The sequence below is a fragment of the Flavobacterium sp. N3904 genome, from assembly GCF_025947305.1.
Lineage (GTDB): Bacteria > Bacteroidota > Bacteroidia > Flavobacteriales > Flavobacteriaceae > Flavobacterium.
This window is the reverse complement of sequence record NZ_CP110009.1, coordinates 3,523,776-3,540,120: the sequence shown is the minus strand read 5'-3', so window position 1 is coordinate 3,540,120 and position 16,345 is coordinate 3,523,776. Positions and strand designations below refer to the sequence as shown.

At 33.0% G+C, this 16,345-nt stretch carries 12 protein-coding genes and 1 other RNA gene; 6 read left to right on the top strand and 7 right to left on the bottom strand.

Annotation, left to right across the window (positions count from 1 at the left end):
- Positions 1-143: 143 nt before the first annotated feature.
- Positions 144-1,394, bottom strand: coding sequence for a DEAD/DEAH box helicase (locus OLM57_RS15010; protein WP_264564502.1), 1,251 nt, complete (start codon positions 1,392-1,394; stop codon positions 144-146).
- Between the two features lie 97 nt (positions 1,395-1,491).
- Positions 1,492-2,544 carry a formimidoylglutamase gene (locus OLM57_RS15005; RefSeq protein WP_264564501.1) on the bottom strand — a complete coding sequence of 351 codons (1,053 nt, stop codon included), beginning with the start codon at positions 2,542-2,544 and terminating at the stop codon, positions 1,492-1,494.
- Positions 2,545-2,629: 85 nt separating this feature from the next.
- Here OLM57_RS15005 and OLM57_RS15000 point away from each other — a divergent pair, with 85 nt between their 5' ends.
- The gene (locus tag OLM57_RS15000; protein WP_264564500.1) at positions 2,630-3,505 is read left to right on the top strand and encodes a hypothetical protein; all 876 of its coding nucleotides are present in this window, start codon (positions 2,630-2,632) and stop codon (positions 3,503-3,505) included.
- A 55-nt stretch (positions 3,506-3,560) separates the two neighbouring features.
- On the opposite strand, the gene hutI is transcribed toward OLM57_RS15000, so the two are convergent.
- Both hutI and OLM57_RS14990 read right to left on the bottom strand, forming a co-directional pair.
- Positions 3,561-4,796: an imidazolonepropionase gene (gene hutI / locus OLM57_RS14995; RefSeq protein ID WP_264564499.1), complete on the bottom strand. Its 1,236-nt coding sequence runs from the start codon at positions 4,794-4,796 to the stop codon at positions 3,561-3,563.
- An 8-nt stretch (positions 4,797-4,804) separates the two neighbouring features.
- Positions 4,805-5,854 (bottom strand): glutaminyl-peptide cyclotransferase, encoded by a 1,050-nt coding sequence (locus OLM57_RS14990; RefSeq protein WP_264564498.1) that lies wholly within the window; start codon positions 5,852-5,854, stop codon positions 4,805-4,807.
- A gap of 88 nt (positions 5,855-5,942) precedes the next feature.
- Between OLM57_RS14990 and ffs the strand changes: the two genes are divergently transcribed.
- From ffs to fsa, 3 genes are all read left to right on the top strand, one after another.
- An RNA gene (ffs, locus tag OLM57_RS14985) (signal recognition particle sRNA small type) lies at positions 5,943-6,040 on the top strand.
- A gap of 73 nt (positions 6,041-6,113) precedes the next feature.
- Positions 6,114-6,917 carry an SDR family oxidoreductase gene (locus tag OLM57_RS14980; RefSeq protein WP_264564497.1) on the top strand — a complete coding sequence of 268 codons (804 nt, stop codon included), beginning with the start codon at positions 6,114-6,116 and terminating at the stop codon, positions 6,915-6,917.
- Between the two features lie 137 nt (positions 6,918-7,054).
- Complete coding sequence (gene fsa / locus OLM57_RS14975) at positions 7,055-7,711, top strand: fructose-6-phosphate aldolase (protein ID WP_264564496.1); 657 nt, start codon at positions 7,055-7,057, stop codon at positions 7,709-7,711.
- A 288-nt stretch (positions 7,712-7,999) separates the two neighbouring features.
- On the opposite strand, the gene OLM57_RS14970 is transcribed toward fsa, so the two are convergent.
- The 3 genes from OLM57_RS14970 to OLM57_RS14960 all read right to left on the bottom strand — a co-directional run bounded on the left by OLM57_RS14970 (position 8,000) and on the right by OLM57_RS14960 (position 11,362).
- A complete protein-coding gene (locus tag OLM57_RS14970; RefSeq protein WP_264564495.1) occupies positions 8,000-9,436 on the bottom strand; it encodes an MFS transporter in 1,437 nt (478 codons plus the stop codon).
- A 194-nt stretch (positions 9,437-9,630) separates the two neighbouring features.
- Entirely contained in the window at positions 9,631-10,332 is a 702-nt protein-coding gene (locus OLM57_RS14965) for a LytR/AlgR family response regulator transcription factor (RefSeq protein ID WP_264564494.1), read from the bottom strand.
- Positions 10,322-11,362 (bottom strand): sensor histidine kinase, encoded by a 1,041-nt coding sequence (locus tag OLM57_RS14960; RefSeq protein WP_264564493.1) that lies wholly within the window; start codon positions 11,360-11,362, stop codon positions 10,322-10,324. Before OLM57_RS14960 ends, OLM57_RS14965 begins: the two co-directional genes overlap by 11 nt.
- A gap of 292 nt (positions 11,363-11,654) precedes the next feature.
- Between OLM57_RS14960 and OLM57_RS14955 the strand changes: the two genes are divergently transcribed.
- Together OLM57_RS14955 and OLM57_RS14950 are read left to right on the top strand one after the other, a co-directional pair.
- A complete protein-coding gene (locus OLM57_RS14955) occupies positions 11,655-14,726 on the top strand; it encodes a SusC/RagA family TonB-linked outer membrane protein (protein WP_264564492.1) in 3,072 nt (1,023 codons plus the stop codon).
- A 10-nt stretch (positions 14,727-14,736) separates the two neighbouring features.
- Positions 14,737-16,314: a RagB/SusD family nutrient uptake outer membrane protein gene (locus OLM57_RS14950; RefSeq protein ID WP_264564491.1), complete on the top strand. Its 1,578-nt coding sequence runs from the start codon at positions 14,737-14,739 to the stop codon at positions 16,312-16,314.
- Positions 16,315-16,345: the final 31 nt, after the last annotated feature.

The following is a 16,345-nucleotide window of genomic DNA, read 5'->3' as shown; positions in this document are numbered from 1 at the left end:
TTTTTAAAGTTAAAAATTTTGATATTAAATTTACTTAAAATAAGTGTTTAATTAACTGATAATTATCATGTTAACAAAAAAAACTATTTAACCTAAAGTTAAGAAGTGTTCTTTTACAATATATTTAAAGGTATTAAAATTACTTAATACCAACGCTTTTTGTTTTGTTTCGATGCGTCCGATTTTCTGGATTTGTGCGCTCCACCACTTCTATTTGAATTTTTCTGGGCTGAAGATGCAGTTGCAGGACTTCCGGAATGCCATGGGTAAGGATGGTCATTTATGGTTTGAACATCTACTTTTATTAGCTTTTGAATATCTTTCCAATAGTCGTGTTCGTCTTTGCTACAAAAAGAAATTGCAATACCGCCATTACCAGCGCGACCGGTTCTACCGATGCGATGTACGTAGGTTTCTGGAATATTAGGTAAATCAAAATTGATTACAAATGGCAATTGATCAATATCAATACCTCTTGCAGCAATATCTGTTGCCACAAGTACTCCAATTTCTTTGTTTTTAAACGCATCAAGTACACGTTGTCTTGCATTTTGGGATTTGTCACCATGTATGGCTTCCGCTGCAATGCTATTTTTTCTCAATGCTTTTACCACATTGTCAGCCCCATGTTTTGTTCTTGAGAAGACCAATACATTTGATAAATTTTCATTTTTTATCAGATGGTATAATAAGTTTCTTTTTTCGGTTTTATCGACAAAGTAAACACGTTGCTCGACATTTTCTGCGGTAGATGAAACAGGAGAAACAGTAACGGTTTCAGGGTCTGTAAGAAACATTTCTGCCAATTCTCTAATGGCCATTGGCATTGTTGCCGAAAAGAAAAGGGTTTGTCTGTTCTTTGGTGTAAGTTTTACAATTTTTTTTACATCATTAACAAAACCCATATCAAGCATTTGATCGGCTTCATCCAAGACTAAAGTATGCAAATGGTCTAAATCAATAAAGCCTTGCTTGTGTAAGTCCAATAGGCGTCCTGGTGTTGCAATAAGAATATCTACTCCGTTTTTTAAAGCATCAACTTGAGGATTTTGGGAAACACCCCCAAATAAAGTAAGTTGCGTCAAATTTGTGTATTTTCCATAAGTATCAAAACTTTGACCAATTTGAACTGCCAATTCTCGTGTAGGAGTCACCACAAGGGCACGAATTACTTTTGCCTTTTTGGATGAACCAACAATACGGTGCAATTGATGTATAATAGGAATTGCAAAAGCGGCTGTTTTTCCAGTTCCTGTTTGTGCACAACCTATTAAATCTCTTTCGGCTAAAACTAGTGGAATAGCTTTTTCTTGTATTGGTGTTGCATTGATGTAGCCTTCTTCAAATACGGCTTTTTGTATACTTTTTGAAAGTGATAAATCTTCGAATAACATATATTTTGTATTAAATATCTTGTATTATGAACATAGATATGGCTACAAAGATAGTGTTATTATTTTTGATGCTAATTTATTTGAAGTTTGGAGGGGTTTAAATTACGTTTTCTAGTACGATTGCATTGTGCGATTTCATGAAATCTGTAACCAAATAGCCAATGAGTTTGCCAATTAAATGATTGTTTTTTTCTTCACCCAGGTCAGGGGCTCCTTCACAAATGTGCAAATAGGCAGCGTTTTTGTTTTTTGCAAAAAAGGAAACAAACTGACGAAGTTCTTCAATTGAAAAGCCACTTAAAGTCATGGCGCTGCTGGCGATGTTCGGAATAGCGTCTAAATCAATTTCTATTCCATAAGGGTCATATTTTATGAATTCCAGAGCAGTAATCATTTCTTGATTGAAATTTTTTTCTTTTCTAATGTTTACGCTATCATACGTATTGTAACGTACTCGGTCTTCAATTTTTTTTATGATATCCAAGACGCTTTTTGAAGTGTAATTCTCGTGCAAACCAAAAATAAAATATTTCTTCAAAAAGCCTTCTTCAAAAGCATAAGAAAAACCATTTCCACTATGACGACCTTCTAGAATTCTAAAATCAGAATGAGCATCAAAGTTGATAGCGTTTATTGCTTTCCCTTTTGCAAGAGCGGCACCTTTTATATTTCCATACGAATTATTGTGACCTCCGCCTATGACAATTGGTATTTTACCCGACTGAATGATTTTACATATGATATGGGAAACTTCTTTGTCAATTTTTTCGACCAATTGGCTTAATTTGGATCGGTCATCTACATCATTAAAATCAAGATTTTCCACCTCTTTCATTTCTTGTTTTACATCGAGTTGCCCCAATATAATGATCTGGCTTCCCTTTGAAAAACGATTGTGTTGGATATTGGCAATACTTTTTATGGCACTTTCCCACGCAGATGCTGCTCCAGGTCTTCCATAATTGGCTCTAACTCCAATATCTTCGGGAATTCCAAATAGAACATATTTAGCTTCGCTTGATTTTATAAAGTGAATAGGATCGGTATCCTTTGGGATTGTAAGCATTTTTTCGCCAAATTTAATTTCACCACTTCGGTGATTTGTGATTTTGGCCAGGTCATTAATACTGAATGTGATAAGTTTTTCCATAAAAATATATTTCTCAAAAATAATATAATTGTACTAAGTTGCGTTATATATATTATTAAATTTGTAAAAACAATTATATTTTAACATGGAAAATCAAAAAAACAATTCAAGTCTAAAAGCTGTAATAGCAGTTTTAGCTATTTTATTAGTAGGGAGTTTAGTTTATATTTTTAAAATATCTTCTGAGGTTGAAGAGGTTCATACTGAAATCACTAAAGTGGGTTCTGAGAAAGAATCTGTTATGAAAGATTTACAAGACCTTAAAGCAACATATGATGCTGCCATTGCTGAAAACACTTCTATGTCGGAAGAATTAATTCAAGAAAGAGACAAAGTTGTAAAATTAATGGATGATCTGAAAAAAACTAGTGGGGATGTTTCTAAATACAGAAATCAAGTTAGTTCATTGCAAGGACATATGAAAGAATTAATGACTGAAAATGAAGGTTTGAAAAAGCAAAATACTACATTGACAGTTCAACGCGATAGTACAGTAGTTGTCTTGGGCCAAGCTCAAAAATTCAATGAAGTATTAGTTGGTCAAAATGAAGATTTGGCTAAAACTGTTGAAAAAGGATCTAAATTATCAATTTTGAACTTACAAACAGCTGCTTATAAACTAAGAAGTTCAGGAAAAGAAATTGCTACAGATAAAGCAAGCAGAGCGAATGTGTTAAAAATAAGCTTTACGATTGCTGAAAACTCTATAGCTAAATCTGGCGATAAAGATTATTATGTACAAGTTATTGATAGCAAAAATAATGTTTTGGGTGATGCAAAAACAATTACTTTTGGAGATAAAAACTTGGTCTACAGTTTTGTTTCAAGTGTGAAATATGAAAATAAAACGGTTCAGGTTTCGCAAGACTTAGCTGGTAAAGACTTTGTAAAAGGATTGTATACTGTAAATGTATTTGATAAAGATCAATTGGTTTCTACAACAAATTTTTCTTTGAGATAGGCCAAATACTTAATTTTATAAAAAAGCGATATTCTATTGAGTATCGCTTTTTTTATTAATAATTTTTCCCGTTTAAAATGACAGTGTCTATTAAATTACTACCAAATGCATAAGGCAATTGATAATAGGAAGGAATTTCTTTTGTAATGATAAGGTTGGCTTTTTTACCAATAGAAATACTTCCATGAGTGTTTGAAATTCCCATAGCATAAGCACCGTTAATCGTTGCAGCATTGATAGCTTCTTCGGGAGTCATTTTCATTTTGATGCAAGCAGTGGCCACTACAAAATTCATATTTCCCGACGGAGTAGAACCTGGGTTGTAATCGGTTGCTAACGCCAAAGGAAGTCCTGCGTCTAACATTTCGCGTGCTGGTGTGTAAGGAATACTCAAAAAATAGGAACACGAAGGTAAAGCTACTGGCATTGTTTCAGTATTTTTTAAGGATTCGATGTCTTCAGTGGTCATGATTTCAAGATGATCTACCGAAAGCGCATTATATTTTACGCCCGATAGAATCCCTCCAATTGAATTGAATTGATTGACATGGATTTTTGGCTTTAAGCCAAATTGAATTCCTGCTGCCATAATCTGTTCGGTTTCTTCGACTGAAAAATAACCAGTTTCACAAAATACATCAATAAAATCGGCCAATTTGTTTTTGGCAATTTCAGGAAGCATTTCGTTAATAATACAATCTATATAACCTTGTTTGTTTTCTTTAAAAAGGGTAGGGAAGGCGTGTGCGCCGAGAAAAGTGGCTTTTATTGTTATTGGGTAGTTTTGTGATAGCTGTTGAATAACACGAAGCATTTTAAGTTCTCCGTCAACTGTGAGTCCGTAACCTGATTTAATTTCTACTGCTCCAGTTCCCAATCGCATCACTTCCTCAAGACGTGCTTTCGATTGGTTATAAATGTCGCCTTCTGAGGTTTCGTTTAGTTTTTTTGCTGAATTTAATATTCCACCGCCACGATTGGCGATTTCTTCGTAGGTCATTCCATTAATTCGATCCACAAATTCCTGTTCGCGATTTCCTGCGTATACGATATGTGTATGACTGTCACACCAAGACGGAAGAACTATTTTTCCGGAAGCATCAATCGTTTTGTCTACAGTAATTTTTGATAAATCATCCATAGAACCAAAATCGGCAATCAAATCGCCTTTTATAAGTAAAAAAGCATTTTTTATGGTTGGTAAAACAGCCATTTCTGCTCCAGAAACTTTTAAAACGGTATTATCTCGAATTTGGAGTAGCTCCTTTATATTAACAATTAATGTTGTCATTTATTTGCTTATTCAGAAACGGTTATTTCGAACATTTTATTCCAATTTTTACCAGTTACAAAAATGGTCTTTGTTTTTGGATTGTAGGCAATTCCGTTTAGGACATCATCTGGTGTGACTTTTAAAAATTTTCGTAAACCTGACATATCCAAAATTCCTTCTACAGCCCCAGTTTTTGGATTTACTACAGCTATGGCATCTTTTTGCCAAACATTGGTATAGATTTTTCCATCAATCCATTCCAATTCATTTATTGATTTAATTTTAGATTCTCCCGAGTATACATTGATGTAGTCAATCATTTTCTGGGTTTTTGGATCCATCTTCCAAATTTTTTCTGTTTTATCAGTTTGGTAAATGTAAGTGCCATCATTTGTCAATCCCCATCCTTCAATATCTTTATCATAAGTAAAAGTTTTTTCTACTTTCCAAGTGTCGGGATTGTATATAAAACCAACCTTGTTTTGCCAAGTCAATTGAAATAACTGATTATTGATAAAAGTAATTCCTTCACCAAAATACTTATCCTCCAATTTAAAACTTTTAATTATTTTTCCAGTTTTGTAATCAGTTTTTAATAAATGTGATTTTTCATTTAGTCCTGTACTTTCATATAAAGTGTCTTTATAAAATTCTAAACCTTCCGTAAAAGAAGTGGTATCGTGAGGAAAAGTATTTACGATTTTATATTTTAATAATTTAGGTTGCACATTCGAAACCAATTCTATTCTTGCGGTTGCTTCAGAGTTTTCACCTCCAAAATAAACTAATGCTTTTACGTATTGATAGCCTAATTTTTGATTCTTTAACGGAAAGTTTAGTTTTTCGTTTCCTTTTTTATAACCTACTTTTATATCGTTCACATAATAGATAATACTGTCAATTTCTTTATTATTTGGATTTAAAATACCCAAAGAAATAGCATCATCAGCTATGTATTGTGCTTTGTAATTGGCATTATCGAAGGTAAATATAGAATTTTCACCTTTTTTTGTGTTTCCGCAATTTGCTAATGTGATTCCTAATAAAATGATAAATAGGAAGTTATAGTTTTTCATAGTTTTAATATTTTAAAAAGCCAATATACAACGATAATTTTAAGGTACAAAGCTCTTGCAAAGATATAAAAAGATTGTATATTTGCACCGGCAAGTCCTACACGACCAGCTCCTGCAGACTCCCCCAGGATGGGAACATAGCAAGGGTACGTGGTTGAGCGGTGCGATGTAGGTCGCTTGCCATTTTTAATAAAATTCAAAAAGTAGTCTTCCTTCGGGAGGATTTTTTTATTTTTACCCCAATCATAATTTATAGATAATGAATAAAGTAGTATTGATTACAGGCGGGTCTTCGGGAATTGGAAAATCTATCGGTGAGTTTTTGCATCATAAAGGATTCGTGGTATATGGAACCAGTAGGAACCCAGATGTTGTTCTCAATTCGGTTTTTCCTCTTATTGCTTTAGATGTTAGAAATGTTGTTTCTATTCATTCGGCTGTCGCTAAAGTTATAGCAACTTCAGGAAGACTGGATGTTGTGATTAATAATGCGGGAGTCGGAATCACTGGTCCTTTGGAAGAAATTCCAATGGAAGAAATTAAAAATAATTTTGAAACCAATTTCTTCGGACCAATTGAAGTGATGAAAGCTGTTTTGCCACAAATGCGATCACAACAATCGGGATTGGTTATAAATATTACTTCAATAGCTGGTTATATGGGCTTGCCTTATCGCAGTGTTTATTCGGCTTCAAAAGGTGCTTTGGAATTAATCACCGAAGCGTTGCGTATGGAAGTGAAATCGTTTGGAGTTCAAATTACCAATATTGCACCTGGTGATTTTGCAACCAATATAGCTGCAGGACGTTTTCATGCACCTGTAATCAAAGGTTCGGCTTATGAATTGCAATACGGTAACACACTCAAAGAAATGGATCAGCATGTGGATAGTGGCAGTAATCCCAATCAAATGGCCGAAGCGGTTTACTCCATAATTCAAAATACAAATCCAAAAATTCATTATAAAGTTGGAGCTTTTATGCAAAAATTTTCAATTGTCTTGAAAAGAATTCTTCCGGATAAAGTGTATGAAAAAATGCTAATGAATCATTATAAACTTTAAAAAAGAAGGGAATAACAAGTTCAATTCGATTAATACTATTTAATTTGGAATTGATTTTTGAAATTGCAATTGATATTGATATTGATTTCGTAATTTTGCACCGAATTTTTTAAACACACAATTAAATTAAATATATTATGAAATTTTTTATTGATACAGCTAATTTAGCTCAAATTAAAGAAGCACAAGCATTAGGCGTTTTAGACGGAGTTACAACAAATCCATCTTTGATGGCAAAAGAAGGAATTACAGGAAAAAACAACATTTTGAAACATTATGTTGATATCTGTAATTTGGTTGAAGGTGATGTAAGTGCCGAAGTAAATGCGCTGGATTACGATGGAATGATTAAAGAAGGTGAAGAATTGGCTGATTTACACGAACAAATCGTGGTAAAATTGCCAATGACTAAAGAAGGTGTGATGGCTGCCAAATATTTCTCTGATAAAGGAATAAAAACAAATGTAACTTTAGTATTCTCTGCTGGTCAGGCTTTATTGGCTGCTAAAGCTGGAGCTACTTATGTTTCTCCTTTTATTGGACGTTTGGATGATGTTTCTACAGATGGATTGGCGCTTATTGAAGAAATTCGTTTGATTTATGATAATTACGGGTATGAAACTCAAATTCTTGCAGCTTCTGTTCGTCACACTATGCATATTGTAAATTGTGCCAAAATTGGAGCTGATGTAATGACTGGACCACTTTCTGCAATTTATGGTTTGTTGAAGCACCCATTAACAGATATTGGTTTGGCTCAATTTGTTGCTGATTTCGAAAAAGGAAACAAGTAAAAAAGAATACAGATTTCAGACTGCAGTATTCAGTCTGGAAATAGCATTAAAAAAGTCTCATTTCATAACGTAATGAGACTTTTTTTGTTTCTGTTCAAAATAGCTGAGATTTTAATATTTTAGACTTGGGTCAATTAAAAATTAAATATCCGATTCTCATTGAATTGAATTTTGGCAAAAGAAACCTATTTTCATAAATAAAAATCCCATTTTGCACAATAATTGCAAAATGGGATTTTTATTTGTACTCATTTTACTGAATACTGTAATCTGAAAACTGAATTCTTTCTAATGTCCTCCAGCTATTTTTTTATCAAAATCGATTCCTTGATTTCTTAAAATTCCGCTTACTTTCCAAGCATAAAATGCCAAATATGCAAAACATAAAACACCAACAATATAGCTGCTTTGAATACCAATGCTATCAGAAACAAATCCTTGTGCCCAGCTTACAATTCCACCACCCATAATCATCATGATTAAGAAGCTGCTTCCTTGGCTAGTGTGTTTTCCTAATCCGCTTACTGCTAAAGTGAAAATACATGGCCAAAGTGTACTACAAAACAAACCAACACTTGTGAATGCGTAGACACTTATCATACCCGAGGTTGAAATTCCAATAAAAAGGGCAATAGCTCCCAATGTTGAAAATATAAGCAACATTCTGGCAGGATTTCCTTTACTGGCCATATCGGCAGCAATTAATACCAAAATAATTAACCCGTAAATGTAGAAAGGAGTCAGATCATGTTTTGCTATTGCATTTACAAGCAAGAAAACGCCAAACGCCAAGTATGGAGCAATAAATCGCAGAATTTTTTGGGTAGACATATTATCGGTAAAAGCTTCAACAGCTCCAGTCCAACGACCAATCATTAAACTTGCCCAATACAATGAAATATATGGAGCAATATCGCCAATGGCAAAACCCAATTTAGTTTCCATATAAGCTGGTAAATTACTTGCTGTAGAAACTTCGACACCCACATAAAGGAAAATGGCAATCATTCCCATAATCAATTGAGGGTATTGCAATGCCGATTTTTTTGAAGATGTTGCATCTTCTACTGTTTCTACTATTGTTTCCGGATGTTCTGGTAATGAAGAAAATTTTAATAAAACAGCCACAAGCAGAAACGCTAAGCCTAATACTAAATAAGGAATTTTAACACTTTCGATACTCATGTCAGTATTTCCAGTTGATGCAGCTCCAAAAATAGCAAAACTCACAATTAGTGGTCCAATTGTAGTTCCCAAATTATTTATACCACCTGCTAAAGTCAATCGTTGTACGCCTGTTTTTATTGGTCCCAGTGCAATTGCCAATGGATTTGCAACGGTTTGCTGCAGAGAAAAACCTAATCCAACCGTAAATAAACCAGCCAACATTAACGGATAAGATCCGGTATTAGCCGCTGGATAAAATAATAAAGTTCCAAGAGCAGAAATTACCAATCCCAAAGCGAGTCCATTTTTATACCCGATTTTATTAACTATATCTTGTTTAATCAATAGAGAAATCCCCATATATATTAAGGAACCAACGGTATAAGAAATATAAAAAGCGATGGAAACAAACTGACTTTGACCTTGGGTTAAATCAAAAGCTTTTTTGAAAACAGGGATTAAAATGTCGTTACTTGCAGCTACAAATCCCCAAAAGAAGAATACGATAACTAAGGGGATAAATTGACCCCATTTGGTTTGTGAATTTTCTGAACTCATAATTTAAAAATTTAATTTTTTTGGTTAATTATTAATTTTTTGATGCTGCAAGACTGTAAATATATTTGTTAAGAATATCAAAAAAAAATTTTATCATGTAAAGTTTTTCACTTTTATATAAACAACACTATTTCTTCAACAAATGGCTATTTTGTGATGATTTCTCTAAATAAAAATGATTTTTCGTCTAGAAATTATTCCAGAATTTTGCTTTTTACTTCTTTACTGTAATTTCGACCAATGGGTATAGTATAGGATAGGATTTGAATTCGGTTTCCTTCGATTGATTTTACTTTGTTTAATGCAATGGTATAGGATTTATGAATGCGCATAAAACGGTCAGCAGGCAATTCTTCAGTCAATGAAGTTAATGATTTGTGAGTAATATATGTTTTTTCGGGAGTGACAACTTTGATGTATTCTTTCATTCCTTCGATAAAAAGAATCTCATCAATATTTATTTTGACCATTTTTTTATCAACTTTGATAAAAATATGGGGTTCTACACGGTGATTTTCGACTTTAATGTTGTTTTTCAAATTGAATTCGGCTTCAATTTTATGTATACATTTTATAAAGCGCGGCAGTGGAATAGGTTTTACTAAATAATCTAATACTTCTAAGTCATAACTTTCGGCAGCAAATTCTCTAAAGGCGGTTGTAATAACAATTCGAGTTTTATTTTCAAGAAGACTTATTAATTCAAATCCTGTCATCATAGGCATATTAATGTCTAAGAAAACAGCGTCAACACTATTTGTATTAATGAATTCTAATCCTTCTAATGAATTATTAAATGTGCCAATAACTTCAAAGTCTGAAAAATTCTCAAAATAATTGAGTAATACTTTTATAGCCAATGGTTCATCGTCAATTAATACACACTTAATCTTCATTATATAAAGGTATTTGAATTGTGATTATATAAAAATTAAATTTTATATTTTGATTTATGGTAAAATTGTTTTTATAAATTAATTTTAATCTTTTTTTGGTATTTGATAAGCCAATACCTTTTTTGTGTTTTAATGGCTGTGAAATTACAAAATTATTTATTATTTCAAATTCAAGTTTTGAGTTTGTAACTCTGAAATTAATTTTTATTTTGAGTTTGTCATTATTAATTCCACCATGTTTAAAGGCATTTTCTATTAATGAAATAAATAATAAAGGAGGGATTTTTATTGTATCAATATCCGATTCCAAATTGATGGTCACTTCAACGTTTTCAAATCGGAGTTTCTCTATTTCAATATAATTTTGAATATAATCGATTTCTTTTATTAAAGGGACAAATTTGGTACCCTCAATATCGTACAAAACATATTCCATTAAATTAGAAAGTTTGATAATTACATCAGGAACTTTATCAGATGATTCTAATGATAAAGCGTAGAGGTTGTTTAAAGTATTAAAAAAGAAGTGAGGCTGTATCTGATTTTTTAAATATTTTAATTTAATTTTATTCTGATTCTCCATTATGGCTTTGTTTCTGTCTCTCTCCCTAAGCCATGTCAGCATTAAATACATAGACGATGCAACAGCAAGAACATACAGTTCCCCTATACAAACCGCTACAATATGATTTATTTCGAATGGTTTGTAATCCCGATTGGCTTCTGGCCAAATATTTTTTGAAATAATAAAATAGGTCAGACCGGTTTTCAATAAATAAACGACACTCAAACTCGCCAATAAAGAAATTGTATATTTAAAATATTTCGACTGCAATACAAACATAGGAATGAGTATCAATAAATTGAAATATACTAATGGAATATGTAGTGCAAATTCAATTAAGTTTGATTTGAAAGAATAACTGTAATCATTAAAATAAGCACCCCAACGCAAAAAATTAAGCAGAAAATAGATTCCCCAAAACCAAATGTGATTTTGAAGTTTTATATCGAAATTTATTTTTTTCATTTTGGACTTTTATATTTACAAATAATGATAGGGGTAAACACCAAAAAGTAATGTGTTTTGGTTTTATTTTGCATAAATAATCAATTTGTTATTAAAAAAAGCTTTTCCATGAATAAAATTCTATAAAAATGTCATTAAGGTATATATTATATTAATGAAAACGTTTTCGAAAAACACATTGTTGATTGAAACACGTCGTTGGTTTAAAAAATAATGCTGTTGGTATAATTTATTTTTTTTAACACTACCTTAAGAATAAATTTACGGCATAACTAACAAAAATAATTTAAAAATGAAAAAAATTTTCTTACTTGTTATGATTATTTTTACGACGCAAGTGACACTTGCACAGGTAAAAAATATCAAGGGTTTTGTTTCAGATGCCACTGGTGCGCCAGTAGCGGGAGCAAATGTTAACGTAAAAGGGGAGCCAAAAGGTACTTCTACCGATTTTGATGGTAAATTTTCAATTGATGCAAAATCCGGTGCAACTTTGATAATTTCATATGTAGGCTATGACTCTCAAACTGTAATAGTGGGAGAATCTTCAAACATCGATGTACAATTGAAAGCGCAAACTTCTACGGCTTTGACAGAAGTAGTTGTAACTTCACTTGGTATTAAAAAATCTAAAAAATCTGTGACCTCTACGGTACAAGAGATTAAAGAAGCTGAGTTGGTACGTGTAAAAGACGTAAATTTAATGAATACTGTCGCTGGTAAAATTGCAGGTGTAGCAGTAACCAGAAGTGCTTCGGGTACTGGAGGTTCTACAAAAGTTGTCATTAGGGGGAATGCTTCACTTACAAACAATCAACCATTGTATGTAATAGACGGTGTGCCTTTAATGAGTTCTGGTGCAACACAACCTAATGAAACTTTTGGTAGTTTAGCAGGTGGAAATACAGATGGAGGTGATGTAGTATCACTTTTAAATCCTGATGATTACAATGGAATGACTGTCCTAAAAGGGGCATCAGCCTCGGCCTTGTATGGTAGTTTAGGCGCAAATGGCGTTATTCTGTTAACTTCCAAAAAAGGAAGTGAAGGAAAATCAAGTTTTAATTTTACTTCTACAACTTCAATGGACAATGCTGCTTACTTGCCAAAATTCCAAAATCAATACATTGCCTCAACTTCTCCAAATACAGAAGTTACTTGGGGTAAAAATGCTGACGGGACTTATACAAAAGGAGCTACAAATGATGACGTTAATGAATTTTTTCAAACAGGTGTAACTCAAATTTCTTCTTTAGGATTTACAACGGGCAGTGAAAATTCTTTCACAACTTTAACATATGCTAATACTACTGCTTCTGGTATTATTGAAGGAAATAAATTGAATAAAAATAATTTTGGTATTAATCAAATTAATACATTCCTAGATAACAAACTTACTGTTGCAGCCAATGCAAATTATATTTCTCAAACCATCAACAATAGACCAGTCAATGGTTTATATTTTAATCCACTAACAGGAGTTTATGGTATGCCAAGAGGAGGTAAAGGCCTTGATTATTACCAACAGAATTATGAGGTTTTTGATCCCGCAAGAAATTTGATGGCTCAAAATTGGGTAAATACACCAAATGAAACTTCTCAAAATCCATACTGGTTAATCAATAAAAATGCATCTATTAATAAAGATAATTTCTTTAAAGGAAGACTTAGTTTAGATTATCAAGTCAATGATTGGTTAACATTATCTACAAGATATAGTTATAATCGCCTTGAAACAAGTTTTGATAAAAAAATATATGCAACTTCAGCAGCTTCGCTTTCAAATATAAATGGAACTTATGTTAATGTTAATAATGTTGGAACTCAAAATTATGGTGACTTTTTAGCTAAATTCAATACAGATTTTAATCCAGATTTTAGTTTTAATGCTATTCTTGGAACAAGTTTTACAAAATCATTTTCAGAATCTACTGTGTTAAATTCAGGCAGAGGAAGTGGAGGATTAGTTTATGCCAACTGGTTTACTTTAGGGAATTTTGTAAATAATGCAGAAAACCAACAAATTTCTGGTGGTAATAAAGAAATTCAATCTGTTTTTGCTACAGCTACTTTGGGGTACAAAGATTATTTGTTTCTTGACGTAACGGGAAGAAATGACTGGTCATCTACGTTAGTAAATACAGATACGAATTCATATTTCTATCCTTCTTTTGGTCTTTCGGGAATTATTAGCGAAATGGCGACTATGCCGGAGTGGATTAGTTATGGTAAAGTTAGAGGGTCATGGGCACAAGTAGGTAATGACGTTTCCGCTTATGTAACATCACCCGAATCAACAGTTGTTGGAGGTATTCTTATAGCTCCAATAATTGGACCAAGACCTCTTACTTCATTAAAACCAGAATTGCAAAGTTCTTATGAATTTGGAACTGAATGGAGAATGTTTGATAACAGACTTGGATTTGAATTTACGTATTACAATTCGGACACTAAAAACCAAATTCTTACAGTTCCTGCGCCAGCAGTAGATCCTTCTGGATACACTAATTATGCCTTTAATGGAGGAAATATTAATAATAATGGTGTTGAAATTGTATTGAATGGTAGAATTATTGAAAAAGACAAATTTACCTGGGATGCGGCAATAAATTATTCGCACAACCATAATGTTGTTACTGGGATTCCTATAGATTTAGGAGGAACTATTATTTTGACAGAGGCAGGATCTAACAGCTACAGATATGTAATAAACGAAGGACAGGCTTTTGGGGTTATAGAAGGTAAAAATATATTGAGAAATGCAGCAGGAAAAATTCAATTGAGTAATACTGGAGACATACAGCTTACTGATTTTGAAGAAGTAGGAAATGCAAATCCTGATTATATGCTTGGTTTTCAAAATAGTTTTAAATTTGGTTCTTTCAATCTGAATTTCCTTATTGATGGCAGATTTGGTGGAGAGGTAATGAGTTTGACTGAATCTATGAATGACTTTGCAGGTGTGTCTAAAGCTACAGGTGATGCAAGAAACAATGGTGGCGTAGCTATAGATGCTGTTAATGCAGATGGAACTCCATACACTGCAAATGGAGGAAAAATGGATGCGCAAAAATATTATCAGTCTGTTGGTGGTAGAGATAAAGCAACTGGAGAATATGTTTATGATGCAACAAACGTGAGCCTAAGAGAATTATCATTAGGATATTCATTCAATACTTCAAAACTTAAATTTATACAATCAGCTAGTTTATCTTTAATTGCCAGAAATTTATTCTTTATATACAAAAAAGCACCATTTGATCCAAATATTGCTCTAAGTACAGGTGAAGGATTACAGGGTGTTGATATCTATGGTATGCCATCTACAAAAAGTGTAGGTCTTAATTTAAATGTAACTTTCTAATAAAAACATCATGACATTAAAAAATATAAAATCAGCCGCTATCTGTATTACATTGCTCTCTGCAGTAAGTTGTACCTCAGATTTTGAGAATATAAATTCAAACCCTCAAGGAGCTTCAAATGAACAACTTGAGCAAGATTATAATACAATCAAAGCACCATTTTCGCCAATGTTTGCCAATGTATTTGTTCTTACTGCTTGGCCCTATCAAATTCAACAAAACCTGCAAGGTGATATATGGTCTGGTTATATGGCTACCGGATCAGGTTTTGCCAACGGAAATAATCCACAATATAAATTGAATAATGGATGGAATAACCAAGCTTGGGATAATGCTTATAGACAGGTTATGGCGAGCGCTTTGAAAGTTAAGCAACAAGCAGAAGCTAGATATCCAGAATTTTATGACTTATCATTGATTATCAAAGTTGAAGCAATGCATAGAATTACGGATATTTATGGTCCATGTGTGTATTCTTCTTTCGGAAAACCAGATACAACGGTTTTTCCTTATGATTCACAAAAATTAGTTTATGATCAAATGTTTGCTGATTTAGATACAGCTATTAAAGGTTTGACACCTATTGCCAAAGCTAATGCAGCAGCAGGAAAATCATCTTTGTTTGCAACAACTGATGTTTCATCGTATCATGGCGATTATACAAAATGGGTAAAGTATGCAAATTCTTTGCGTCTTAGATTAGCAATGAGAATAGTGAAAATTGACCCAGCAAAAGCTAAAACAGAAGCAGAAAGTGCCGTTAATCATGAGTTTGGTGTTTTATCTACCAAAGCCGACATCTTTACTCTTGAAGCTAAAAACTACAGTAATCCAATTTCAGATATAAGCCAAGGTTGGGGAGATATAAAAATGTCTGCAGATATGGAATCTATCATGGGCGGATATCAAGATCCTAGATTATCAGCATTTTTCTTAACATCTTCTGAATATCCTGGCACTTATAAAGGGATACGTACTGGTATTACAATTGTTGATAAATCAGATCACGTCGGGTTTTCTTCTGTAAATATTAAGACCACGGTATGGATGACAACTGCCGAAGTTTATTTCTTGAGAGCTGAAGGAGCGTTGAGAGGATGGAATATGGGAGGGACTGCTCAAGGACTTTATGAAACAGGAATTACACAATCTTTTGAACAACATGGTGTTTCGGGAGTTAGTAATTATCTAACCAATACAAATGTGGCTAAAAATTATGTAGATCCGACTAATGCTGCTAATAATGGTAACGCTGTAAATCTTGTTACAGTTTCTTGGAGTGATGGTGCTGCTACAAATGAAGTAAAATTGCAAAAAATTATTACTCAAAAATGGATTGCTAATTTCCCAGAAGGGCAAGAGGCTTGGTCTGAATATAGAAGAACAGGCTACCCAATGTTGTTGCCAGTTCTTGTAAATGCAAGCGCGGGTACAGTTACGACTCAATACGGAATGCGAAGAATAAACTTTGTCGATTCTGAAAAAGCAGGTAACCCTGAAGGAGTTAAAACCGGCCTTGCTGAACTTGGTGGGCCAGACAATGGTGGAACTAGACTTTGGTGGGATACTACTGGACCTAATTTCTAAAAGTAAATACAATTACAGTTATTTTTATTAT

Coding starts and splice junctions, on each gene's coding strand:
- OLM57_RS15010 (WP_264564502.1), bottom strand. CDS start 1,394: ATGTTATTCGAAGATTTATCACTTTCAAAAAGTATACAAAAAGCCGTA.
- OLM57_RS15005 (WP_264564501.1), bottom strand. CDS start 2,544: ATGGAAAAACTTATCACATTCAGTATTAATGACCTGGCCAAAATCACA.
- OLM57_RS15000 (WP_264564500.1), top strand. CDS start 2,630: ATGGAAAATCAAAAAAACAATTCAAGTCTAAAAGCTGTAATAGCAGTT.
- hutI (WP_264564499.1), bottom strand. CDS start 4,796: ATGACAACATTAATTGTTAATATAAAGGAGCTACTCCAAATTCGAGAT.
- OLM57_RS14990 (WP_264564498.1), bottom strand. CDS start 5,854: ATGAAAAACTATAACTTCCTATTTATCATTTTATTAGGAATCACATTA.
- OLM57_RS14980 (WP_264564497.1), top strand. CDS start 6,114: ATGAATAAAGTAGTATTGATTACAGGCGGGTCTTCGGGAATTGGAAAA.
- fsa (WP_264564496.1), top strand. CDS start 7,055: ATGAAATTTTTTATTGATACAGCTAATTTAGCTCAAATTAAAGAAGCA.
- OLM57_RS14970 (WP_264564495.1), bottom strand. CDS start 9,436: ATGAGTTCAGAAAATTCACAAACCAAATGGGGTCAATTTATCCCCTTA.
- OLM57_RS14965 (WP_264564494.1), bottom strand. CDS start 10,332: ATGAAGATTAAGTGTGTATTAATTGACGATGAACCATTGGCTATAAAA.
- OLM57_RS14960 (WP_264564493.1), bottom strand. CDS start 11,362: ATGAAAAAAATAAATTTCGATATAAAACTTCAAAATCACATTTGGTTT.
- OLM57_RS14955 (WP_264564492.1), top strand. CDS start 11,655: ATGAAAAAAATTTTCTTACTTGTTATGATTATTTTTACGACGCAAGTG.
- OLM57_RS14950 (WP_264564491.1), top strand. CDS start 14,737: ATGACATTAAAAAATATAAAATCAGCCGCTATCTGTATTACATTGCTC.